A 26,035-nucleotide genomic window follows, 5' to 3' on the forward strand; every position below is an offset into this window, starting at 1 on the left:
AGCACCAATACCAACCTGAAAGTGAATAAAAATCGCTTGGTAGGCCTTTAGCCCACCAAGTTTGCCATCCCGGCAGTTTTTTCGGTCGGGTCCAGGGGCAGGTAAATTGATAGCTTAAAGAATGGATCCCTGCCCAAAATACCGCAGGGATGACGGTGGGAAAATCGCTGGGATGAATATATTGCATTGCCCTTCGACTATTCGTGCCTCATGCTCAGGGCGAACGGTGTTTTTCAGTTTTTAGCCCGCTACCCTTAGCTTGTTTCTTCTGTGATCTCTGCGCTTCTGTGGTAAATTTTGTTTTTTCTTTAGCTCGAAGCTCGTCGCCTGCTATTCGCGGCTATTCATAAATTAACCCTGACTTTTAACTCGACGTACTGCCTGCAACCAGCCTTTGTATAATTGGTTACGCTGTTGTTCATCCAGCGCAGGTGAAAAGCGTTGTTGGCAATGCCACATCTTTGATAATTGCTGCATATCAAATAGTCCTGCCTGGATTCCGGCTAAATTGGCGACTCCTAACGCGGTGGTTTCGGTAATTTGCGGACGTTCAACCGCACAATTCAACATGCTGGACAAAAATTCGAGGAACCAGTCATTGTTAACCATACCGCCATCTACGCGTAGTGAGCTGGGACTGAGTCCATCCTGTTGCATAGCTTTTTGTAAATCTTTAGTTTGGTAGGCGACTGATTGCAGTGCTGCCGAGGCAATATGCTCGCGCTGACTATCGCGGGTTAAGCCCAATATGGCACCCCGGGCATCAGGATCCCAGTGCGGAGCACCTAAACCGGTAAAAGAGGGGACTACATATACCCCGTGATCCGGTGGTACTTGTCTGGCCATTGTTTCGCTTTGTTTGGCACTGGGGATAAGTTGCATATTTTCTACTAGCCACTTGATGATCGCTCCGGCCATAAAAATACTGCCTTCGATGGCATAAGTGGTTTTGCCTTTGAGTCGATACGCCACGGTGGTTAACAAGCGATTGTCAGATTTCAATGCGTTATCGCCGGTGTTAAGCATCACAAAACCACCGGTACCATAGGTAATTTTTGCCATACCTGGATTAAAGCAGGCATGACCGAATAGGGCCGCTTGCTGGTCGCCTGCCACGCCAAGGATTGGAATAGCCGCACCCAGTAGATCTTTTTCGGTCAAGCCAAACTCATCGGCGCTATCCATCACTTCGGGTAACATAGTTTCAGGAATATCAAACAGCGCCAGCAATTCATCATCCCATGCTTGTTGGTGAATATCGAATAACAGGGTACGTGAAGCATTAGTGGCGTCGGTACAGTGCTGTTTGCCGCCGGTTAACTGCCAAATCAGGTAACTATCCACGGTGCCAAAAAGCAGTTGTCCAGCCTGGGCTTGTTGCCTTGCGTTAGGCACGTTGTCGAGTATCCAGCGGATTTTAGTGGCTGAAAAATACGGATCGAGTAACAAGCCGGTTTTGGCCTGTAACATTTTTTCGATTGCAGGCGTAGCCAGTTTTTTACAGTAATCCGCAGTGCGACGATCTTGCCAGACGATAGCGCGATATATTGGCTTGCCGGTTTGCTTGTCCCACACCAATGTGGTCTCGCGCTGGTTGGTGATGCCAATGGCGCAAATCTGATCTGCGTCAATCTGCTGTTCATCCAGCACCTTTCGGCAGGTGGTTAAAACCGACGACAAAATATCGTCAGGCTCATGTTCTACCCAACCATTGTGTGGATAATGTTGAGTAAACTCTTGTTGGGCAACGCTGGTTACTTGTCCCTGTTGGTTAAATAAGATGGCTCGTGAGCTAGTGGTGCCTTGATCGATAGCCAGAATGTATTTTGCCGTCATAACGCTGTTTCCTGATGGTCATCAATATATTCCTGTAACTTGCTCTGCCACTGATCAGCAAACAGGATCTTGCAGGCTTCGGCCAATCCTGGCGCACTGATCAAATCCTGATGCGGTACCACCAATGATATTTTTGAGCGACGGCGCAGAAAATCGTCTAATTTGGTGACCATTTCACGCTTGGCGGCATGTTCTACTTCAACTCGTAAATATTCAGCTTTTTTAATCAGTAACTCTGCCATAGCCGGGTTTTCACGAATTTGCTCCAGCATATTGATTGCGTTACGCCCATAACGACGCCAAAAGCGTTGGCTTAACGGTTCAGTTGAGATGTTGGGAGTCAGATCATCCAATCCCATTAACTTAGCCCGGTGATAAAACTCGTTTTTAACTGAATCATCGGGTTCGCCATACCACTTATATTCAGGATAGGGTAAGTTGATACCGCATTGCCGAATCAGCTTAGTGACTTCATTGCCCACATTAATACAATCGGTAAGCTTGCCGCCAAAAATGGACAGATAACCGTGTGTTCTATCCATATCAATCGCATGTTTACGAGATAGTTGCAGCCAATCGCCAGTGTGATCGGTGCTGTTAATTGCTAAGGGCCTCACACCGCAGCGTTCGGCAATAATATCTTGTTCCGTCAATGGCCGGGCTAGGTCGAGTAGCTTATTAACGTTGCCTAATACAAAAGCCCGATCTTGTGCTGTTACCTTTGCACCGGGTTGTTCTACTTGTGTATCGGTGGTGCCAATACAAGTTTTGGGACCCATGGGGATAATAAAAAACAGCCTGCCATCGTCGGCAAAAAAAGTCAGTACTTTGTTAAGTTCGGTGATCCGGTTAACAATCAGGTGTATGCCTTTGGAGAACACATGGCGATGCAAGGTGGGTTGCTGATTAATCTGATTCACCTTATCCACATAAGGGCCGCTGGCATTAATTAACGTCTTACTGCGAAGCCGGTACGGTTTGCCACTGATGCGATCATGAAGTTGGCTTACCCAATTACCATCTTGCTGCTCAGATTTAACCAGCTCGATATAATTGGCAGCAATACAGCCATAGCTCATGCTGGATCTAATAAAGTTGAAAACGAAGCGGGCGTCATTGTCATACAGGTAACTGTCTGAATATTCAAAGCCGCCGCTGACGTTATCGATATTGACCACCGATGCCTGCTGTTTAATTGCCTTTTTTGATAAATATCGAGGCATGCGGGTAAAAAAGCCTCCCATGATCCAGTAGATAATGGTACCGATAAAAATTAGCCAGGGCGGAAAGCGAAAACCTTTTTGGATACTGGTCAAAAAGCGGATTTCTTTTACCGTGGAAGGGTAATTGCGCATTAGATGATTGCGGCTCTTACATAATTTGTATACCAGATTGTATTCAAAGCTTTCCAGGTATTTTATCCCGCCCCAGGCCAGATTGGATGAGTTGGAGCTCGTCGAACCGGCAAAGTCTCCCTGATCAATCAGTGCCACTTTAGCTCCTTTGGCCGCTAATGCTGCTGCCGATACCGCACCGTTGATACCAGCACCGACGATCAAGACGTCGTAAATGCCTTGTTCAAATTTATCGATATTACTTTGTCGTAAGGTTGTCATGGCAAAACTGGCTGCTCACCGATAGTGATGTCTATCATCTTTATACAATATAAGGGAATCGCTTGAATAAGAAACCACAAATAAAAAAGCCGCGACTGAATTAACCGTCACGGCTTTGTTAAGATTCTCATTCCCTGCAGATAACAGGTTTATGTTATCTGCATTTAAAGATTCTCAATCGTCTGTTTTTGCTCATTCAGTTTATCGATCTGTAACTGGAATTCATCCAGCTTGGCGCGTTCTTTGGCGATCACTGCCTCGGGCGCTTTGCTAACAAATTTCTCGTTACTGAGTTTGCCTTGTGTACGACCAAAATCGGCCTGGATTTTCTCCAGTGCTTTAGTGATCCGTGCCAGTTCGGCATCTTTGTCGATAAGACCAGCCATGGGGATCATCACCTCCATCTCACCGACAATGGCAGTGGCGGACGCTGGGCCTTTTTCACCGGCAGGCAACAACTCGATATTCTCCAGCCGCGCCAGACGGGACAGGAATACATCGGTGATTTTTAAACGACGTAAATCTTCATCTCCGGCATTTTTAAGCAATACTGACAATGGTTTACTCGGCGCAATATCCATTTCGCCGCGAATATTACGCACGCCGACAATTACTTGCTTCAGCCATTCGATATCGGCCACCACCTGCTCGTCCAGTAACGCATTGTTCTGGGCAGGGAAGGACTGCAGCATAATGGTTTGCTCGCCATCAATACCGGCCAGCGGTGCGACACGCTGCCAAATTTCTTCGGTAATAAACGGCATAACCGGGTGCATTAACCGTAACAGGCTCTCCAGTACGTTCACCAGAGTATGGCGAGTACCGCGTTTTTGCGCGTCGCTGCTGCTATCTGAATTCAGTACTGGCTTGGATAATTCCAGATACCAGTCACAGAACTGGTTCCAGGTAAATTCATACACCGCCTGGGCGGCGATGTCGAAACGGTAGTCTTTGATGGCCGCTTCAAACGCGCTTAGGGTTTGCTGGAAGCGCGCCCAAATCCAGCGATCCGCCAGACTGAGCTCCAACTCGCCGCCGTCTTTGCCGGTATCCTGCTCTTCGGTATTCATCAGTACAAAGCGTGAGGCGTTCCACAATTTATTGCAGAAGTTTCGGTAACCTTCGACCCGGCCCATATCAAAGTTGATATCCCGACTGGTGGAGGCCATTGCGGTAAAAGTAAAGCGCAGCGCATCAGTACCGTAAGCCGCAATACCTTCCGGGAATTGCTCTTTGGTGCGTTTGGCTATTTTCTCAGCCAGTTGTGGTTGCATCATGCCAGCGGTGCGTTTTTCCAGCAGGGCATCTAGCCCGATACCGTCAATCAGGTCAATCGGGTCCAGTACATTACCTTTGGACTTGGACATTTTATTGCCCTGTTCGTCACGGATAAGGCCGGTGATATAAATTTCCTTAAACGGAATTTTACCGGTGAACTTCTTGGTCATCATAATCATTCTGGCTACCCAGAAGAAGATGATGTCAAAGCCTGTGACCAAGACCGACGAGGGGACAAAAGTATCCAGCTCAGGCGTCTGTTTTGGCCAGCCCATGGTGGCAAAAGGCCACAAGGCAGAGGAGAACCATGTATCCAGAACGTCTTCATCCTGACGTAATACGACTGAATCATCCAGTTTATGCTTGGCGCGAATTTCGACTTCATCGCGTCCTACATAAATATTCTCGTCCTGATCAAACCAGGCCGGAATACGGTGTCCCCACCAGAGTTGCCGGGAAATGCACCAGTCCTGAATGTTATGCATCCACTGGTAGTAGGTTTTGTTCCAGTTTTCCGGTACAAATTTGATTTCACCGCTTTCTACCGCTTCAATCGCCGGCTTGGCCAGAGATTCTACCGCTACATACCATTGATTGGTCAGATAAGGCTCGATGACAGCGCCGGTGCGATCGCCACGTGGCACTTTAAGTTTGTGCGCATCAATTTTAACCAGCAAGCCGGCGGCTTGCAGATCCTCGACAATTTTCTTACGTGCATCAAAGCGGTCCAAACCACGGTAGGCTTCAGGCGCCTCGTCATTGATTTTGGCATCCTTGGTGAAGATGTTGACCATCGGCAGGTTATGGCGTTTACCCATGTCATAATCGTTAAAATCATGGGCTGGGGTGATTTTGACGCAACCGGTACCAAAATCCTGTTCCACATAGTCGTCGGCAATAATCGGTATCAAGCGGCCGGTGAGAGGCAGCTTAATCTGTTTGCCGATAAAGCTTTGATAACGTTCATCATCGGGGTGAACCGCAACGGCGGTATCGCCCAGCATGGTTTCCGGGCGAGTGGTGGCGACAACCAGCTCACCGCTGCCATCGGCCAGCGGGTAGCGCATATGCCACATATGGCCGTCTTCTTCCTCGTTAAGCACTTCCAGATCGGACACCGCAGTGTGTAGAACCGGATCCCAGTTCACCAGACGTTTACCTCGATAAATCAGGCCTTCTTCGTGTAAGCGGATAAACACTTCCTGTACGGCCTCGGACAGGTTGTCGTCCATAGTGAAGACTTCGCGTTCCCAGTCAGGAGAGGTGCCTAAACGGCGCATTTGCGAGGTGATGGTGCCGCCGGATTCTTCTTTCCATTGCCAGATTTTATCGATAAAGGCATCGCGTCCCAAATCGTGGCGGGTTTTGCCTTCGGCGTTCAGTTTACGTTCGACCACCATCTGCGTGGCAATACCGGCATGATCGGTCCCAACTTGCCACAAGGTGTTGTCACCTTTCATGCGATGGTAGCGAGTCAGGGTATCCATAATGGTTTGCTGGAAACCGTGGCCCATATGCAAACTACCTGTCACATTGGGGGGAGGCAGCAGAATGCAATAAGGTTCACCTTTGCCACTGGCCTTGAAGTAGCCTTTTTGTTCCCAGTCCTGATAGCGGGTTTGTTCGATATTTTGTGGATTAAACGTCTTATCCATTGTGTGTCTCGTCTTTTTGGGCAGCAGGGGCGGTACTTAGCTGGTGTCCTGCGGCACGGTAATGTTTGTATCTTTCTCGGGCTTGTTGTTTCAGATTGTCTTCGGCAGGAACAAAGTCGTAAATCTGGCGAAAACGTTCTGCCTGGGCTGGCATCTGGCTGCTCAAATTGATTAACACTGCGCGATTACCGGTGTTATCCAACTGCCAGACAATCTCTACCGGTGCGCCGCCATTGGGTCCTTCGCCACTCAGGTTATGCGGCACAAACGCGTCGGTGGGGCGCTGCCATAGCAGTTCATCGAAGGCTTCGGCCTGTGCCTGATTTTCGGCTAGTACCACGCAGCGCTGACGTTGTCTGAAACAATCCGTCGCCAATTGGCAAGCCAGCGCAAAATGCGCCGGCTGATCGTCAGTTTGTTCCTGCTCAAGCAGGTAAAATAAAATATTGGCCACTAATCTTCCGTAGGAACGCCCGAGCGGTTAATCAAGAACTGGGTTAACATCGGGACCGGACGACCGGTTGCTCCCTTGTTTTTGCCACCACTGACCCAGGCCGTGCCGGCAATATCCAAATGTGCCCAATTATATTTCTTGGTAAAGCGCGACAGGAAGCAGGCCGCTGTGATGGTACCAGCAGGACGTCCGCCCAAGTTGGTGAAATCAGCAAAAGGGCTTTCCAGTTGATCCTGGTATTCATCCCACAAGGGCAAGCGCCAGGCTTTATCACTGCTTTGCTCCGAGGCGTTCATAATTTCATGCGCCAGCGGATTGTGAGTACTCATTAACCCGCTGGCATGCTTACCCAAGGCAATAATGCAGGCACCGGTAAGGGTGGCGACATCAATGACCGCGTCGGGATTAAAGCGCTCGACGTAGGTTAGGGCATCACATAATACCAGCCGACCTTCGGCATCGGTATTCAGTACTTCAACGGTTTGGCCGGACATGGTGGTGAGAATATCGCCGGGACGATAGGCCTTGGCATCCGGCATATTTTCGCAACCGGCCAGTACGCCAATCACGTTAATGGGTAAGTTGAGTGCGGCAATGGCATGCATGGTACCCAATACGCCAGCCGCGCCACCCATGTCATATTTCATTTCATCCATGGCTTCGCCCGGCTTCAGTGAAATACCGCCGGAATCGAAGGTCAGTCCTTTACCTACCAATACAATAGGGGCCTGACTGGCACTGCCGCCTTTGTGATGAATAATCGACATGATCGATTCATTATCTGAACCACGACCCACTGCCAGATAAGAATTCATGCCCAGTTCGGCCATTTGGGTTTCACCAATGGATTCAACCGAGATGGATTGGTACTGCTCGGCCAGCTCATTGGCCAGTTGCAGCAAATAGGCGGGGTTACAGATATTGGGTGGCATATTGGCCACGTCTTTACAGGCTTTAACCCCAGCGGCTACGGCCAAACCATGCTCGATAGCCCGTTCGCCGTAGGGTAATTCACGGCGGGTAGGAACGTTGAAAACCAGTTTACGCAGCGGACGGCGCTGATCAGACTTTTTGCTTTTCAGCTGGTCAAAGTTGTACAGGGAATCCTGAGTGGTTTCGACTGCCTGGCGTACTTTCCAGTAGGTATCGCGTCCCTTGACATGCAGTTCGGTCAAGAAGCAAACAGCTTCCATCGAGCCGGTTTCATTCAGGTTGCTGATGGTTTTGGCGACTATCTGCTTATACTGACGTTCGTCCAGTTCCCGTTCTTTGCCGCACCCGACCAGCAATACTCTTTCGCTCAGAATATTAGGTAGATGGTGCAGCAACAACATTTGTCCGGCTTTGCCTTCCAGATCACCACGGCGGATAAGATTACTAATGTAACCGCCGCTGATTTCGTCGAGCTGTTCGGCAACTGGCGTTAATCGACGTGGCTCGAAAACTCCGACCACAATACAGGCGCTACGTTGTTTTTCCGGACTGCCACTCTTGACACTGAATTCCATGGCTTTGTCTGCCCCCTTGAAGTTCGCTGGTTAAAGCTGTAATTTTGCGTTTATCCGATAAAAAAAGGTCAACAAATTGACCTTGTTTGTTCACATCGAGAAAATTAAACTTGTGAAAACACTAAGTTTACTTAAAATTTCACATCATGCCACTAAAAAACCCACTTTTCCTTAGGTTGCGATTTGCTGATATTTAGATATTTACTGGCCGAAACAATGAAATCGCAAATTGCGGTATTTATGGTTTTAATGGCGATCTTTATTACCCAAAAATTTGTTCGGGTGCTGGCTGACGCCACCAACGGCGATATCCCGGCCGGATTGATTATGGGATTTCTGTCTTTGCAACTTCCGGTACTGGCCGCGTTGATCCTGCCCTTGAGTCTGTTTTTAGGCATTATGCTGGCCCATGGGCGCCTCTATGTTGATAGCGAAATGGCAGTCATGCGAGCCTGTGGCATCAGCGAATGGTACGTGACCCGGGTGATGTTATCGTTGGGATTACTGATGGCACTGATCACCGCATTGTTAACCTTATGGCTGGCACCTGCCGCGATTGAGCGTGAATATCAGCTGGAAGAACAGGCTGGTGCCGAATCCGGTTTGACCACACTGATACCGGGCCGTTTTCAGGAAACCGCCAATGAAAAAGCGGTCATGTTTGTGCATGATATCGGCAGTGAGAATAACCAGCTTGAAGGGGTATTTGTTGCCCAGCATAAAAGCAAAACCGATGATAAGTCGGTGCATATCGTGTATGCCAAAGTGGGTAATGTAAACGAGGAAGCGGATGGTTCCCAGCAACTGGTATTGGGCAAGGGGATTCAGTACGAAGGTATTTTGGGTCAGCGCGATTACCAGGTAGTGAAGTTCGATCAGTATCAGGTACAGATTGCCGAGCAACAAGCGGAACAAAAACGCCGTAAGCTTACCGCTTATCCTACCGATCAATTATTAGAAGATGATTCCCTTGACGCTATCGCAGAATGGCAGTGGCGTATTGCCATTCCGCTGTCGATCCCGTTTTTGATTTTGATAGCCGTGCCACTGAGTTCGGTCGACCCAAGACAGGGCCGATTTGGTAAAATGTTTCCTGCATTGATGCTCTATCTGGGCTATTTCCTGTTGTTGATGGCCGGTCGTAAAGTCCTTGAAGACGGCAAGGTTCCACCCGCGCTCGGACTCTGGTGGGTACATGGGGTGGTGTTGTTTATCGGTATGGTATTGCTGGTGCGGGGTCGATCATTTGGCGTGAAACTGCGTGCCTCGCTCAAGGGATTAAGAACATGATCAAATTACTCGATCTGTATCTGGCTCGCACCCTGCTTGGCACCACTTCAATTAGCTTGCTGATTCTGGTTGGACTAAGCAGCTTGTTAAAATTTGTCGATCAGCTCAAGCATATTGGTCGTGGTAGCTACGATATGATGGCAGCCGGAATTTATGTGTTGCTCAGTATGCCCAGAGAAATTGAGCAGTTTTTCCCGATGGCTACATTATTGGGTGGTTTAATCGGGTTGGGTATTCTGGCCAGCAACAGTGAGTTGGTGGTGATGCAGGCAGCAGGTTTAAGTCGCAGCAATATCATTGTATCAGCGATGAAAACGGCGTTATTGATGGTGCTATTTGTAATGGCTTTAGGGGAATGGGTAGCACCGTTGACAGAGACTAAAGCCAAGGAAATTCGTACCCAGGCTATTTCTGGAGGTAGTCTGTTCTCCGGCGACCAGCTGGTATGGGCCAAAGACGGGGATAATTTTGTCAGTATCGGTGATGTTATCAGCAAAGATGAACTGGCCGATGTGAATATATATCAATTCGACAAGGCGCTTAATCTTGAACAGATTACCTTTGCTCGTAAAGCTAACTTTATGGGATCAAGCTGGCGTTTGGTGGATGTGTCATTTACCTATTTTGGTGATGATAAGGTGCGCTCTGACAATATGTTACAAACCCGCTGGCAGTCTTCGCTTACGCCGGATAAATTGGGTGTGGTGACCATCAAGCCAGAAGCTTTGTCGATTCGCGGGTTACAGGATTATGTAAATTATCTGCACGCCAACAGTCAGGATGCCAACCGTTATGAGCTGGCATTGTGGCGCAAAATTTTGCAACCCTTATCGATTGCGGTGATGTTATTGATGGCGTTGTCATTTATATTTGGCCCGTTGCGCAGTGTTACTATGGGGGCGCGAGTAATTATGGGCGTATTAACCGGCTTCGGTTTCTTTATCGCCAATGAGATCTTTGGTCCTCTGAGTATGGTCTATCAGTTCCCGCCTATTGTCGGGGCCGCACTTCCCAGCCTGGTGTTTGCCGCTTTTGCGGTATATCAAATAAGACGCTAGCTAATCTTCTCTTCTATATTGCGGTGGATTTACTGCCGCATAATCAGCCATGTTTGCTGTACCTGGCAAATATGTTTTGCTTCAGCCAAATAGGTAATCCGCATGTCTTGCAGCGCATAGATAAAAAGTAAGTTTATTTGTTATAAATTTATATCTTATAATTATCCATATAATTCAAATAGTTAGTCAAAGGTTCACTTTGTTGATTAAAGTAGGCCGGTGCAGTTTAGGAATATTCCTGTAGTGGGTCGACAGCTAAAAGAGCAATTTGCAATATTCAGCGAGCAGTTTGCTGGCAGTGTTTTTTTAACACGACAATAGGTAACGATGTGGTCAGCAATCAGACAAAAAATAACAACGAATAATTGAGTAGGCTAGGGAATAATTGGCTGCTCTCTGAAAATTGCAGAGGACACATGAATGTTTACAAGAACTAAACTCTCCATTGCTATGATTGGCGCACTGAGTACTTTGAGTCCGCTATATGCCCAGCAAGCGGACAGCAACAAAGATGAAGAAGTCGAAAATATCGTGATTACCGGCATTGCTGGCAGCCTGGAACGCAGCATCAGTCGTAAACGTAATCAGGATCTTATTTCCGACGGCATTTCCGCCGAAGACTTAGGTAAATTTCCTGACAATAATATCGCCGATTCATTACAACGCGTTCCCGGTGTGGCGATTGACCGGGCAGGTGGTGAAGGGCGTTTTGTCAGTATTCGGGGACTAGGTCCTGATTTTACCGGCGTAGTTATTAATGGCCGTACACCTGCCACCGAAAATGAAGAGCGAGCCTTCAGCTTTGACACGCTGGCATCCGAACTAATCAGTACAGTGGATGTATTCAAAACATCATCAGCCAGCCTGAAAGAGGGCGGCCTAGGCGGTTTGGTTAACATTGTAACCGCCAAGCCATTTGACTATGACGGGTTCAAGTTTGCTGGCAGTGTAAAAGCGATGTATGAAGAAAATAGCGATAAAGCCAAGCCTCAAGGCTCCTTTATCGTTAGTAATACATTTAATGACGGCAAGTTCGGTATTTTGGCCTCTGTTACCTATCAGGAACGTGCCACCGACAAATATACGGTAGAAAATGAACATATTGCCAAAACCACGCTGGAACCCTTTTTAGGCTTTACCGATCCCAGTCAGGGATGGGCCGGTGGTTATGCCTATTCTGGTGATGGCCTCGAAGAAGACACCTATCGTATTCAAAGCCTATATGCCGGTATTACCCATGAAGAGCGTCGTCGGGTAGGAGGTAATGTGGTCATGCAGTGGCAGGCAACGGATGATCTTATTCTTACCGCAGATTATATTTATTCTGATTACGATACCTCCACATCCCGCTATTGGACCGGATCTTACTTGTGGGCACCGACGTTGTCGGACAAGAATGTGGTGGATGAAAATGGATTCTATCAAGTCATTAATCATGGTTTCGACGACGGATATAACATTAGTGGCTATGCGCATGGTTTAACCACCACCGAAAGACCCACCAAATCCAGTGTGGCTGGTTTGAATGCTGAGTGGTTAATCAATGATGAATGGACCATGGTGGCGGATATTTCCCGTTCGGATGCGCTACTGGATAACCGTGGTCTGGATCGTATGTATATCCTCGAGTTTCTTGACCGCCCCGGTTATTTGCTAACCTCAACGGGGGGCATTCCCAGTATTGAATATGCCGATGAAGCAGCCATTAAACCCGAGATGGGCAGCCAGAACATGAAGGATCTGCGGGCAAGAATTACTTCTGATGATGGTGTGTATAACAAGGCCGACAATAACGAGTTTAAACTCGATTTCAAATGGGAGCCTTTAGGTTCCAGTATCCGTAAAGTGAAGTTCGGGATGAATAATACTGTCGCCAAGAAACAAACCGAGTATTGGCAGACACCTGATCTTATCCGTCGGATGTATCATGGTTTGGCTACCCGTCAGGAGATTGATTACAACAGTATTGTGACGGGCGTATTCAGTCCGGGTGATGCATTCAATGGTTTAACTGCCGATGTGTATATGATTGATCCGGATGCTTACCGTACCTGGATGGCTAACAATATTGACGGGCGAACCAGAGCCGATACGGCAGCAGGAATAGCATCCAAAGAAGCCTTTCTGGCCAACAACAGTAGCTGGGATGCAGTCAAGTCGAACGATTCCTACCTTATTGAAGAGGAAGTGACATCGGCCTACGTTGAAGTTTCTAGCGATACCACCGCTTATGATATGCCATTGTCAATTACTGCGGGGCTACGTTATACCCAAACGGATCTGACCTCTAACGGTACTACCCAGGTTCTGGAAAGTTTGGAGCGTGAAAGTACCTTGCCGGATGAGCCACCTTCACCCTGGTTGGTACAAACTTTTGCTGATGCTGCCGGTACCGCTGTCGCACTGGATAACTCTTATGACAACTGGTTACCCTCAGTTAACGCATTATTGAAGGTAACGGATGAGTTTTATGTGCGCGGTGCGTTCAGTAAAACGCTAACCAGACCGACATTGTCTGCGATGGCACCTTATACGTCATATGGCACCACAACAGTGACAACTAGAACAGCCATGGGCGGCAATCCCAATCTTAAACCCTATACTGCAAAAAACTATGACCTGTCGTTTGAATATTATTACGGCGATTCGAATATTTTGGCACTGGCCCTGTACCGCAAGGATATTGATAACTTTATTGTGCGATTGTCCGGTCCAGAGACATTTGACAATCTGCAGGTAGAAGATCCTGCCTGGAAAGAGTTTTATGTAACCCGGCCGCAAAACGGTAAATCTGCCACTATAGAAGGGGCAGAAATTAACTGGGCGATGACGTTCGATAATGGTCTTGGCGCCACAGCCAACTATACCTTTGTGGATAGCAGTGCATCCCTTAGCGATGCCAGTGACGCAGAACAATTTGCCTTACCGGGTTTAAGCGATACGGGAAATGTATCGGTGTTTTATAACAACGAAAAATTACAGGCCAGGATCGCCTATAACTATCGAACCCCTTTCCTGGGAATTGTATTTAACGGGCCTTCAAACGAGCCAATTCATTACGATTCTTACGGCACCGTTGATGTGAGTTTGAGCTACAACATCACTGAACAAGTTACCGCTTTTGTTGACGGTATGAATATTACCGGCGAAACCGTTAACAAGTATGGTCGTTACCAGAACCAGTTTATCGGTTTCGAAGATACCGGTGCGTTATTCACTGTTGGAGTCCGTGTGAGACTCTGATCACTGTGTTTGGCCCGATCTCGTATCGGGTCCTTTTTATTTCCTGATTTCATTTAATAACTATTGGAAATGACACAATGAACAAGTGGATAGGACTACTAAGTATACCAAAGGGTATAGGCGTTTGGTGTGCCCTGGGATTGGCTTTGCTGGTTTCATCTGTGCAAGCTAATGCCGATTGTGAGTGGGTCAAGGGTATGTACGTGTCGTTGAATCGACCCGAGTCGGCATCCTTGCTGGGTGACCAGCAGCAGGAAACCGCCTTGCTGGAATTTGCCGCGGAACATGGTTTTAACTATCTCATTTTGTATGATCTGGAAGGGCTCCAGGCCAGCGGTAAGCGGGCTGAACAACTCGCCCGCTTTATCAGTACAGCAAAAAAAGAATATGGTATTGCACGAGTTGGCGCTGCGCTGGGCAGTAAACAGGCTGCCGATAATATTATTCGCTTCAATTTAGCGCATACCAAATCGCAGCATATCGATGTGCTTAATCTGGAATACGAGTTCTGGAACAAGTCAAACCGTGAACAGGCGTTTGAATATAGTCTGTCGGTACTCGACTATTTCGCTCAACTCGCATCCCGATACGGCATGTTGAGTGAAGTCTATATTGGCTGGATTACACCAGCAGAAGGTGAAGCACTGGCAAAAAATGGTAGCCGCATCTTATTGCATTACTACCGACATGACGATGTGAATATCATCGACTACGGACTGGAGCGCATGGCGTATTTGGCTAGCGCCGGCGTGACTGTCGATATCGCCCCTATCTTTTCCAATGAAGGCCCTGACAATTCTGCCGATCCTTCGGGGTATTTTATGGGCCCCTGGCTGGCGAAAAATGGTGTGGATAAGGCATTCCTGAGCTGGATACAGCAATACCAGCAGCTCGATGTTGGCTGGAAATCTAACCTGCATGTTTTTGGCAGCAGCTGGTTTTTGTATAACCATTTTGCCGATATTCAGTTTAGCCCGACGCTACCGGAAATCACCGATACGCCCAGTGGCCGCTGTGCACCATGAAGCTGGGGCAATCCTTATGCAGTCTTGTTATTCACTTACTCCAGAAATAAATTTATGAAACTTATCCTTGCGATTTTATTCTCATCCTTTGTCAGCCATTACGCGTTTGCCCTGGATACGGAAAACTTTACCCGTCACGCCGAGCTTAAATTTGGTGTATCGACTAATTTTGTTAGTCAGGGCCAGTTTGAGGCCTTTGTGGAAATCAACAATCAGTCCAGAACCGCTATTCCTGAAGGGACTGGTGATTGGCAAATATATATACATTCTGCCCGCCGTATCGTGCAGTCTTTAACCGAGCAAGTCACATTTCAGCGTATACAGGGCGACCTGTACCGTATTAGCCCAACTGACAAGTTCGCAGGTATCGCACCGGGCAAAACCGTGCGTTTTGGCTACCGCGGCCTCGGGGACATTGCCAGTTACAGTTATTTTATGCCCAGAGCCTTTATGGTTGACGGTAGTGAGCAACATTTTGTATTCCGTAATACCGACACGGAAACATTTCAATCCTATGTGTTGCCATTTGAACAGCCGCAACAATATTTGCGATTTAACCAGCCGGTGGATCGGTACGGTTTGAGTAAAGATGATCCTGAGTTTGAGCAGCACTATAAAATGGATGGTCAGACCGACAGAATTGCTATTGTGCCGACACCTCAGCAGGTTACCAAGTTGGAAGGAAAGGTCCATATTGATTCTGCCTGGACAGTAAAACAACCGGGCGGCCTGGAATTTGCCAAGGGATATCTTGTTGAGCAGCTAGCCTTTCGAGGGTTGAAATTGGATGCTGATAACCGCCAAGCCGACAGCAATGTTATTGAGCTGTCTTTTGACCCGTCCATCGACGATGCTGAAGGTTATCGGCTAGTTGCAGATTTGCATACCATCTCAATAAAAGCCAAAACTGAAGCCGGTATTTTCTACGCTGTGCAAAGTTTGCTGGGGTTATTGCCGTCTAAAACGGTCAAGCAGGTGTTAAGCCTGGATGCGATCGATATTAGTGACCATCCACGTTTTACATGGCGTGGTATGCATTATGATATCGCGCGTAACTTTCATGGCAAACAGGCCATTTTCACTTTGCTTGAGCAGATGGGCAGATTCAAGCTGAATAAACTGCACTTACACCTGACCGATGATGAAGGATGGCGGCTCGAAATCCCCGGTCTGCCCGAACTGACCGACATAGGTGCACAACGCTGTTTTGATTTGCAGGAACAGGATTGTTTGCTGACCCAGTTAGGTAATGGTCCGGGTAAATTGCAAAGTGGCAGTGGTTTTCTTACTACCGATGACTATATTGAGCTGGTGCGTTTTGCCAAACAACGCAACATTGAAGTGATTCCCGAGATAGACATGCCGGGCCACGCCAGAGCGGCAATAGTGGCAATGAAAGCGCGCTACCAGCGTTTGTTCAGTCAGGGAGATGAACCGGCGGCCAACCAGTATTTATTGTCTGACTTGCAAGATAAATCTGAGTATCTGTCGGTGCAAAGTTATAGCGATAATGCCATTAACCCCTGCCTGCCTTCGACATTTCATTTTGTCCAAAAAGTGATGTATGAACTGGAAAGAATGCACCGTATGGCAGGCAGTAAACTGAATATCTTCCATATGGGCGGAGACGAGGTAGGTAAAGGTGCGTGGCAGAAATCGCCTGCCTGTCAGCGGCAGTTTGATTCATTGGCTTCGCCTTTGATGGGCGTGGATGATATCAAGCCCTATTTTGTCAAAAAGGTAGCTGAACTGGCAGCACAACGGGGGCTGGCTATTGCCGGCTGGGAAGATGGTCTGATGTATAACCGTGACCAGCCTTTTCAGCGCAACGCTATTCCCAATCAGCAAGTGATTGCTAATGCCTGGGACAACATCTGGGAAGCCGGTGTGTCTGATCGGGCGTATTTGCTGGCGAATGCAGGATATGATGTTGTACTTTCCTCGGCTACGCATTTGTATTTTGACCATCCTAATGAAGCGTCTCCCTTTGAGCGTGGTTACCACTGGGCAACCCGTTACAGTGACTTATACAAAGTGTTTTCCTACACACCGGACGACCTTTATGCTAACGCAGCCAGAACCTTGCCAGGTGATAAAATTGACGATCTTGACCATTTAGTTAACAAACATCATGTGGCATTGCAGGCGACCGGCAATGTGCTGGGAATTCAGGCCCAGTTATGGTCAGAAACAGTGCGTAGCGAGACGCAAATGGAGAATATGGTGTTTCCGCGAATTATCGCCCTGGCAGAGCGAGCCTGGCATAAAGCGGACTGGGAATTACAGCCCAGGAATAAACAATCCTCTGCTTTTGCCAATGATTGGCATGGCTTTTTGCGTGTACTGATTGAGCATGTGTTGCCAGAGCTGGATCGACAAGGTATTCATTTTTATGTTCCTCCACCCAGAATTAAACAGCAGGGTGATTCCCGGATTGCCGAGCCGCTCATTGAAGGTCTGGAGGTACTGTATAGTTGTGATAGTGGCCAAAGCTGGAGCCGCGGGCAGCAAGCGTTTTGTGATGATAATAGTCAGGTGTTGTTCAAAACCCGTTTGGGTAACCAGCATAGTCGTGAAACATCACTGGCTGAGTTGAGTCAGTACTGATGGTAGACTGCGTGGTTATTGTCACTTATCCAGGCTAATTGAATGCATCTTGAGCAGTTGGAAGAAAAAGCACGACTGGCACTTATCCAGGGACGGGATCAGCAAGCCTATGAGTGCTTGCAGACTATGCTGGCAACCGATGAAAACAATGATAAAGCCTATTATCTGCTCAGTAGCCTGGCGCATAAATATGCCAATTATCGTCAAGAGTTGCAGATGCTGGACTCCGCGATTGCACTACAACCTGCAATCATTGATTACCAGGTTTATCGGGCTCGGGCACTGGCGCTGGCAGGGGAAACTGACAAGGCCAAAATGCAACTGGATCAACTGGGGTTGCAAACTACCAGCCAACCCGCATTGATTGATGCCATTGCCACCACCTATAACCGCCTGAATTTGTATGCTATTGCCTGCCAGTGGTTCGAGAAACTGGTCCAGGTTGATGATGCTAATCCATATAGCCTGTTCAATTTGGCCACCTGTTATAAATTTTGCGGGCAATTTGAACGGGCGCAGCAAGCTTACACTAAGGCCGTTGAGCTTAAACCGGATTATTACAAGGCCCAGGCCGCCATCTCGCAACTGGGGCACGCTCTTGACCCGGCCGAAAGGGTCAAATGTCTCGAATCATTAAGACAAATGCAGCCGCATCTCGATGCCCGGTTACACTTGGCCCATGCCTTGTCGAAAGAATATGACAGCATGGGGCAGTTTGATCACGCATTTAAAATCTTGAAAGACGCCAAATCAGCAGTCAAAACACAACTCGATTATCAGTTTTCGTCCGATCAACAGCGTTTTGACGCGATTCAACAAGGCTTGATTAATACTGACGATCATAAGCCCGCTGAGTTAAGTAACCTGTTTGTTGTCGGTATGCCGAGAACTGGCACAACCTTGCTTGAACGCATTCTGTCGGCGCATGCTAACGTCGTGTCGGCCGGAGAGTTGTATCAATTCAGCATGGCGGTAAAGCAGGTGACTGGCGTGGCTGAACGCTGTTTTGCGCCTGCGCCATGTTTGGCGGCTATCCAGCCCGATCAGTTGGAAAAAATAGGTCAACTTTATCAACAACGTACTGACTATTTTGGTGAAAACGGGCAAATTTTACTGGATAAACTGCCACTGAATATTTTGTATGCCCCGCATATTCTGGCTGCGTTACCCAATGCGATTATGGTCTGTCTGGATCGCCATCCTCTGGATACTATTGTCAGCAATTATCGGCAACTATTCAGTTTTGAAGATGAAGCAACACGCTATTCTCTGGATGGCCGGGATACTGCCCGTTTTTATCTGCAGTTCAGACAGTTGATGGATCTGTTGCGCAACCATTTCCCACAACGATTTTATGTAATTAACTACGACAAGCTGGTGACCGAGCCGCTCGATGAAGCGAAAAAACTCTTTGCATTCTGCAAGTTGGAATGGAACGACGGCTACCTCAACATTGAGCTAAATGATGCTCCGGTGGCGACTGCCAGTTCAGTCCAGGTGCGGAATAAAATTAGTCCAAAATCTGTTGGACAATGGCAGCGCTACGAACAGCAGTTAAGCGAGGTAAAAGATATCCTCGTCCGCAACGACATTCACTTCTAACCGGACGATTTGTGCGACATATGTGTGGTTCGGTATTCGCTAGGCGACAAGTCGGTTAAACGTTTAAAAAATCGCTGAAAAGCAGATTTGCTGTTAAACCCGGACTCCAGCAAGATGTCCATGATCGACATATCCGCATATTGCGGATCGGCCAGATAACGCTTGGCCTCTTCCACCCGATAAGAATTGATAAACTCGAAGAAATTGGTGCCGAATTCACGGTTGATGGCAAAAGACACATCTCTGGCTGGCAGGTTAATTTTGTCGGCAAACTGTTCAATATTAATACTTTGGTTGAGATAGAGTTTATCGGTGTTTATGCCAGTCATAATGCCATCAATGATGTGTTTCAGATTACCTGAAATGTCGCTGGCTCTTGAATGCTTGCGGGTCAAGGTCAGCTTTTGGGCATGCGACGCACTGTAAAAGAATAGGGCTATTAGCAGACCAAAGTTGAGGTAGTTTTCGGTAACGCCATAAGGGAGTCGATATACCAGAGCCAGAATACTCAGGATCACCGACCAGCAACTGGTGCCGATAAAGGCTAAAGTGAGCAAATACAGCCAGATAATGGCCTGTTCATTAACATCAGAGTTATCAGATACAACCGACTTGTGGTAACGGTGCACAATCAGCAAACCAAACACAAAATAGGCCAAAGGTACCAGTTTTAGCGACCACCAGATCATGTCTGTGGTGAGATAAGCTGCCCGATCAATGCCAAAGGTATCCAGTCTCATCAGATTGATATCAACACTAAAAAAGTACAGGCAACCAAATACAATCAATATCGGGATTAGATGGAATAAATTGCGTTGGGATAAACTGAAATCCTGATGAGTAATACTGCCAACATACAGCACCAGCAGAGGGCCTTTTATGATAGTGGAAAAACTGTACAGATAGGGGACCAGCTTTTCGATCCAGGCGGGCTTGGGCAGATATTCATTCCAGATAAGCATGACGCCAATATCAGATATGGCGATAGAGATAAAAAACGCGCTAAGTAAATATTTTGACAGCTTATTTTTGGCCGCAATAACGGATTGAAACAGTGCCAGTATAATACTCAAACCAATAGAGAGAATTAATATTACATCATTAATATTAAAATAAAGTTCAGTCATTTTTATTGTAATTGTTCGACCTTATTGGCAGGCGATCAGGGTTGAATTCGATATTGTTATCAGCTGAACAATATAACGGACAGTCTATCAGCAATGAAGAAGGTGGACCAAGCTCCCGATACTAAAGTTTTGCCAAAATTTAACTCAGACCTTTCCAGCTGCGATGATGGTTGGCTTCCTTGGTTAGACTCACTACTTCAGTATGAGCGATACGATCTTGTAAAGACTGCTTGTGCTTAAAATCAAATAGTACCAGCAGGGTTCCTAAACCCAGCAATGAACTGAGCATTCGCAGTAAAATACGCGGGTAGGTTAAGGGTTGGTCGGTGGTGCTCAGTATTCGTAAACGCCAGGCGCGCATGCCAATGGTTTGGCCGCCATTGCGCCAAAACCACATAAAAAAGCCGGTAACCCATAATCCGACCCATACCTGGATGGCCGTTCTGGTTAGGAGCGAATTTTGAATAAAGTCACTGGCATGTTCCGCGCCGCGCATATCGATAACGCCGTTCTCCAACAAAATAACCAACGGCAGAATTATCGCCATGGCTGCACACATCCCCACTGCCACCGCGACCAGAAGGTCGTAAACCATTGCGGCCAAGCGTCTGAAAAATCCTGCTCTGGGAAAGGTATTAACTGAATCGGACATAAAAAAATCTGGCAATAAAAGGAGGCAGAAGTGTACCAGTATATTGTCGCTATATTAAACATTCGCGCAGTCAGGCAATTATAAATAACCAGTATGTACCAATAATATCTTTATTAATCAGTTCATTAGCGTGATTTTGAAATGACTCTTGAGCCAGTGAATTGCTGCGCATATTAAAACAAAATATTCATATATGGAGTTTTTGACCAACAATCGTTGTTGTCCAAGATGAAATTTCATAACCTAAAAATTACATTTACTTAACAAGTGGATGTTTTTTTTAACTTAAATTGCCACCGGTAGCATAAATGCTTGAATGCTTAAGCAAAATCTAAAAAAGTGCGGCGTGATCGGGGCAATAAGGGACAACACAACAAATGAGGTGGTTCACATGCAACCAAAATTTCAATACAACAAACTCGTAGCCAGCATTGGCTTAATCTTGGGTATTTATTCGACTCCCCAGGCTTTCGCACAAGACAACACTGCAGTGCAAACTCAGGATGAAGATAGCCTTGAGGTGATAGAAGTATCCGGATTTCGCGGATCATTAAATAAAGCGCTGGCAACCAAGCGTACGTCGGTGAATGCCAAAGAATCTATCGTGGCAGAAGATATTGGTAAGTTTCCGGATTTGAATATTGCTGAATCTTTACAACGGGTGCCCGGCGTGGCGATTTCTCGTGAAGGGGGAGAGGGACGCCAGATAACCCTGCGTGGTTTGGGGCCATCTTTTACCCGCACCACGTTAAATGGCATGGAAGTACCGGCCAGTACCGACGGAACCGACTCTGGCGGTGGGGTTAACGGCGGACGGGCATTTGACTTCAATGTGTTCGCCTCCGAATTATTTAATCGGGTCGATATTCAAAAAGCACCAACCGCAGCCATGGAAGAGGGCGGAATCGCCGGTACCGTGGATATGTATTCGGCCAAACCTTTTGACAATCCCGGTTTCCATGTGGCGGCGTCAGGCCAGGGTAGCTATAACGATGTTACCGGGGATGTTGATCCGCGTCTGGCAGTGATGTTAAGTAATACTTTTGCTGACGATAAACTGGGTGTGTTGTTTTCTGTAGCCAAGTCTGACCGCACTGTGCGTCAGGAAGGTTATGGTACCGTGCGCTGGACCACGCCGGTTAAAGACGGCGGTGGTATCTATGCCGATACCAGCAACACCATTGTAAACGGTACGCCGGATGTCGGGAGCTGTGAAGTCGATGAGGTTGCTGTAGATCCTATCAACTGTTTATGGACTCCACGTTTACCTCGCCCCGATTTTTTTGGTAATGAACAGGAACGCCTGGGTTTTACCGGTTCAATCCAGTATGCCCCGTCCGACAATCTGGTGCTGACTTTCGATACCTTGCATTCAACGCTGGATAATGAGCGTACGATGTACAACTTCTTTGAAATGTTCCGCAGTACCTTTAGTGAAATTACCCCAACTGAAATTACCATTGCCCCCAATGGCAGACAGGTGTTGGCAGGTACTTACGACGGGATCAAATCACGGATTGAAAGTCGCCAACAAATTTCTTCTACCGATTTTAGCCAGTATGTTTTTTCCGCTGAGTATTTTGCGACGGATAATCTTAAAGTTAATGCTATGTGGGGCACTGCAGAATCGGATGCCCGCTCCGAACAGTATCGTTACAACATGACCAACAATACTGCCCATACCTTCAGTTTTGATTTTAGTAATAATGCCAATGTTCCTGTCGTGGATCATGGTTACGATACTGATGATGCCAGTATGTATGACCTTAGTGATGGTCGCTTACGCGCTACTGATGTGTTGCGTCAGAATGACACCGGTAAGATTGACCTGACTTACACTGCTGATTTGGTCACCATTAAAACCGGTTTGGCTATCAACGATCGCACAGTGTCCTACGCAGAAGAACAGATTAACGGCTTCCCGGATCAAAGTTCGGCTGACGGCTTTGCGCATATGATCCCTTATGATGATTTTGGCAACGGTTTTGATGGGCCGCTGGAAAGCTTTATTGTGGCGGATTTTGCCGCGATTGAATCACAACTGCTGGATAAAACCTGGGTTCCTCGCAGTGCACAAAGCTGGGAAGTACAGGAGAAAACGCTTGCCGGTTACCTGGAGCTGAATTCCGAGTTTGATATTGGTGATATGGTGCTACGCAGTAACTTCGGTTTCCGTTATGTGGATACCGAAACCACCTCTTCGGGCTTTATCCAGCAAGATACAGTCAGTATCACCAATGACTACGACAACTTTTTACCGGCGATGAATTTGGCCCTGGACGTGACAGATGAAGTGGTAGTGCGCTTTGGCGTCTCTCGCTCCATGACGCGGCCGAGCTTAAGTTCACTGAATCCGGGTAATCCGTCGTTTTCTTATATTAACGGCACGGTTAGTGCGGGTAACCCCTTCCTTGACCCCTTTACGTCCAACAATGTGGATGTAGGTTTTGAATGGTACTTTGCCGAAGAATCATTGTTGGCGGCGACTATTTTTTATAAAGATATTGAAACCTTTATTGAAAATTCATCTGAAGAGCGTTTAGTCGATCCGGCCTATTATCCGTTTATTGACTCTGATCCTCAGTATGACCCGCAAATTGCGCTGGACCCGCGCACAGTGCCCTATACCCACAATTCACCGGTTAATGGCGAAGGTACCGACTTGAACGGTTTTGAGATTATTTATCAGCAACCCTTCAGCTTTTTGCCAGAACCCTTTGACGGTCTAGGAGCGGTAGCTAACTACACCAAAGTGTCATCCGGTGAAATTACCGGGTTGTCGAAAAATTCCTACAACGCCACCTTGTACTACGAAAAAGACAACTATGGCGCACGGATCTCGGTCAACAAGCGTGATGACTATATTACCAGCTATAGCGGTAGTAATGGTAACGCCGAAGAAGCCACCACAGGCCCGACCCATGTGGACTTCTCATCTTTCTATAACGTCAATGATAACCTCACCATCACCTTCGAGATTATCAACCTGACTGACGAATATGAGCGTCTGTTTACCACCGGTGACGGTGATCTGGATCTGATGCGTGAATACAACCACACAGGTACCCAATATCTGTTTGGTGCGCGTTACTCCATGTAACCCGCGAATGGCCCTGTTGCTATAGCATTAGCGACAGGGCTTTTTTGTATCTGGAACAAGAGAAATACTATGCAAAAACAATCGGTCATACTCGCTGCCGTGCTGGGGCTGGGGATCGCAACGGGATCGCAAGCCAATATACCTCGAGCCACGGTGTCAGACGCAGAAATCAGCCAGATTTTAAGCAAGATAGAATCGGTGAAAATTCCCCACAATAGCGTAACAGTCAGTGATTTTGGCGCCATTGCAGATGACGATAAGGATGATCGCCAAGCTATTTTAGCCGCGATTGAACAAGTTTCGGCGTTAGGTGGTGGCCAAGTGATTCTGCCAAAAGGCAACTGGTTCAGTCAGGGGCCGTTAGTACTGAAAAGTCGTATCGACTTGCATCTGCAACAAGGTGCCGTATTAACATTCTCGGCCAAAGCCAGCGATTATTTGCCGGTCGTCAAGACGCGCTGGGAAGGAACCGAAATGTACGGCTATTCGCCGCTAATTTACGCAAAAGATGTAGAAGATGTTGCGATAACGGGTAAAGGCACCATTGACGGCAACCAACACAGCGAGTTCCACGCCTGGCACCAACAAGCCAATGACGACATGCAAGCCTTGCGCACTATGGGGATTAAAGGCGTGCCGGTTGAACAACGTCAGTTTGGCGAAGGACACTATTTGCGCCCCAGTTTAATCCAGTTTTTCGGAGCCAAACGGGTACTGCTGGAGAATTACACCAGCAAGAATTCGCCATTCTGGGTTAACCATCTGGTGTATGCCGAGCACGTTACCGTGCGTAACCTCAAAGTAGATAGTCATTTTGCCAATAATGATGGCGTGGATCTGGATTCGGTGACTTACGCAGTAGTAGAAAACAGCCATTTTCGCACCGGTGACGATTCGGTGGTGATAAAATCCGGGCGGGACAAAGATGGCCGCGATATTAATCGCCCCAGTCGCTACATTGTAGTGCGTAACAATGATATGGGCGGCGAAGACGGTATAGGTTTGGGCAGTGAAATGTCAGCCGGGATCAGCCATGTTTATTTCGACAATAACGTGCTGCGCAAGGGCAAAGCGGCTATCCGTTTTAAAGGCTCACTGGATCGTGGTGGTCTGGTCGAACACATTCGGGTAACCAATATGCATATTGCCGAATTTGACGACCTGTTCTGGTTCCAGCTCAATTATCCCGGCGTCATCGAAGGTGGTCACCCTTCAACCTATCGGGATATTGTATTTGAAAATATTGAGGTAGAAAAAACTAAGCGGGTATTCGAGATCCACGCCTACAAACAGGCTCCTTTGAGCAACGTTAAGGTGAAAAATGTATTTATCAAACAAGCCGAAACTCCGTTTGTGCTGGAAAATGTGACAGGTTTAACGCTGGACAATATGGTGATTAATGGCCAACGCTTTGATGGCGAGCTAAGTGCTATTGAAAAACCATAATGGTTTTCTAAACAACAGGTTACAAGAGGTGACAATTAGCCGACTAGTGATTTTCGACCCGCTATACCACCCAAAATTAGGCCGCCCGGAACGGGCAATCCGGGGCGGCCGATTTAAAACTGCATATTGTTTAGACAATTGATATTCGGCTCGCTATAAAACACTTGCAAGCAAAGCTTTGATCGCTATAATGCACAGCCTGTTCAGCACTAGCTGAATAGAAAAATCACTCAATGCCAGAGTGGCGAAATTGGTAGACGCAGCGGATTCAAAATTAAGCGCGTCTAATAGCATCAAGATGGCAAGTCATTGAAAGGTAAGCACCTTTAGACTTTAAAAAGCAAAAAATTGCTTGCAAAGATTTGCAAAGTTTTAGTGCTTTGCAGACATCAAAATTTGATGCCAGAGTGGCGAAATTGGTAGACGCAGCGGATTCAAAATCCGCCGGTGGCAACACTGTGCCGGTTCAAGTCCGGCCTCTGGTACCATTCTTTGCAAGAGATTTTAGCTTATTAAAACCGACCTTCGAGTCGGTTTT

General features: G+C 47.3%; 15 protein-coding genes and 1 tRNA gene. 9 read left to right on the plus strand and 7 right to left on the minus strand.

Annotated features, from left to right (window positions below; translation table 11 throughout):
• Nucleotides 1-351: 351 nt before the first annotated feature.
• From glpK to pepA, 5 genes are all read right to left on the minus strand, one after another.
• Entirely contained in the window at nucleotides 352-1,836 is a 1,485-nt protein-coding gene (gene glpK, locus V1467_RS03290) for a glycerol kinase GlpK (protein ID WP_416307378.1), read from the minus strand.
• Nucleotides 1,833-3,452, minus strand: coding sequence for a glycerol-3-phosphate dehydrogenase/oxidase (locus V1467_RS03295; protein ID WP_416307379.1), 1,620 nt, complete (start codon nucleotides 3,450-3,452; stop codon nucleotides 1,833-1,835). The genes glpK and V1467_RS03295 overlap by 4 nt, the downstream gene beginning before the upstream one ends.
• A 164-nt stretch (nucleotides 3,453-3,616) precedes the next feature.
• On the minus strand, nucleotides 3,617-6,385 hold the full coding sequence (locus V1467_RS03300; protein ID WP_416307380.1) for a valine--tRNA ligase: 2,769 nt from the start codon (nucleotides 6,383-6,385) through the stop codon (nucleotides 3,617-3,619).
• Entirely contained in the window at nucleotides 6,378-6,839 is a 462-nt protein-coding gene (locus V1467_RS03305; protein ID WP_416307381.1) for a DNA polymerase III subunit chi, read from the minus strand. The genes V1467_RS03300 and V1467_RS03305 overlap by 8 nt, the downstream gene beginning before the upstream one ends.
• Nucleotides 6,839-8,347 carry a leucyl aminopeptidase gene (gene pepA, locus V1467_RS03310; protein WP_416307382.1) on the minus strand — a complete coding sequence of 503 codons (1,509 nt, stop codon included), beginning with the start codon at nucleotides 8,345-8,347 and terminating at the stop codon, nucleotides 6,839-6,841. The genes V1467_RS03305 and pepA overlap by 1 nt, the downstream gene beginning before the upstream one ends.
• Before the next feature lie 183 nt (nucleotides 8,348-8,530).
• On the opposite strand from pepA, the gene lptF reads away from it, so the two are divergent.
• The 6 genes from lptF (at nucleotide 8,531) to V1467_RS03340 (ending at nucleotide 19,172) form a co-directional block, all read left to right on the plus strand.
• The gene (gene lptF / locus V1467_RS03315) at nucleotides 8,531-9,637 is read left to right on the plus strand and encodes an LPS export ABC transporter permease LptF (protein WP_416307383.1); all 1,107 of its coding nucleotides are present in this window, start codon (nucleotides 8,531-8,533) and stop codon (nucleotides 9,635-9,637) included.
• Entirely contained in the window at nucleotides 9,634-10,695 is a 1,062-nt protein-coding gene (gene lptG, locus V1467_RS03320; RefSeq protein ID WP_416307384.1) for an LPS export ABC transporter permease LptG, read from the plus strand. The genes lptF and lptG overlap by 4 nt, the downstream gene beginning before the upstream one ends.
• Before the next feature lie 420 nt (nucleotides 10,696-11,115).
• Nucleotides 11,116-13,938, plus strand: a complete 2,823-nt coding sequence (locus tag V1467_RS03325) for a TonB-dependent receptor (RefSeq protein WP_416307385.1) — start codon at nucleotides 11,116-11,118, stop codon at nucleotides 13,936-13,938.
• A gap of 77 nt (nucleotides 13,939-14,015) precedes the next feature.
• The gene (locus V1467_RS03330) at nucleotides 14,016-14,963 is read left to right on the plus strand and encodes a hypothetical protein (protein ID WP_416307386.1); all 948 of its coding nucleotides are present in this window, start codon (nucleotides 14,016-14,018) and stop codon (nucleotides 14,961-14,963) included.
• A 54-nt stretch (nucleotides 14,964-15,017) separates the two neighbouring features.
• Nucleotides 15,018-17,570, plus strand: a complete 2,553-nt coding sequence (locus tag V1467_RS03335; RefSeq protein WP_416307387.1) for a family 20 glycosylhydrolase — start codon at nucleotides 15,018-15,020, stop codon at nucleotides 17,568-17,570.
• Between the two features lie 42 nt (nucleotides 17,571-17,612).
• Complete coding sequence (locus V1467_RS03340) at nucleotides 17,613-19,172, plus strand: tetratricopeptide repeat-containing sulfotransferase family protein (RefSeq protein ID WP_416307388.1); 1,560 nt, start codon at nucleotides 17,613-17,615, stop codon at nucleotides 19,170-19,172.
• On the opposite strand, the gene V1467_RS03345 is transcribed toward V1467_RS03340, so the two are convergent.
• Both V1467_RS03345 and V1467_RS03350 read right to left on the minus strand, forming a co-directional pair.
• Nucleotides 19,169-20,299 (minus strand): helix-turn-helix domain-containing protein, encoded by a 1,131-nt coding sequence (locus tag V1467_RS03345; protein WP_416307389.1) that lies wholly within the window; start codon nucleotides 20,297-20,299, stop codon nucleotides 19,169-19,171. The two genes, V1467_RS03340 and V1467_RS03345, sit on opposite strands and share 4 nt — an antisense overlap.
• A 139-nt stretch (nucleotides 20,300-20,438) precedes the next feature.
• A complete protein-coding gene (locus tag V1467_RS03350) occupies nucleotides 20,439-20,951 on the minus strand; it encodes an RDD family protein (RefSeq protein ID WP_416307390.1) in 513 nt (170 codons plus the stop codon).
• Between the two features lie 391 nt (nucleotides 20,952-21,342).
• On the opposite strand from V1467_RS03350, the gene V1467_RS03355 reads away from it, so the two are divergent.
• The 3 genes from V1467_RS03355 (at nucleotide 21,343) to V1467_RS03365 (ending at nucleotide 25,985) form a co-directional block, all read left to right on the plus strand.
• The gene (locus tag V1467_RS03355) at nucleotides 21,343-24,051 is read left to right on the plus strand and encodes a TonB-dependent receptor (RefSeq protein ID WP_416307391.1); all 2,709 of its coding nucleotides are present in this window, start codon (nucleotides 21,343-21,345) and stop codon (nucleotides 24,049-24,051) included.
• 69 nt (nucleotides 24,052-24,120) lie between these two features.
• Complete coding sequence (locus V1467_RS03360) at nucleotides 24,121-25,497, plus strand: glycoside hydrolase family 28 protein (RefSeq protein ID WP_416307392.1); 1,377 nt, start codon at nucleotides 24,121-24,123, stop codon at nucleotides 25,495-25,497.
• Nucleotides 25,498-25,898: 401 nt separating this feature from the next.
• Nucleotides 25,899-25,985 (plus strand) — tRNA-Leu (locus V1467_RS03365).
• Nucleotides 25,986-26,035 lie beyond the last annotated feature (50 nt).

Source organism: Neptunicella plasticusilytica, from assembly GCF_047922965.1.
Classification (GTDB): Bacteria; Pseudomonadota; Gammaproteobacteria; order Enterobacterales; family Alteromonadaceae; genus Neptunicella; species Neptunicella plasticusilytica.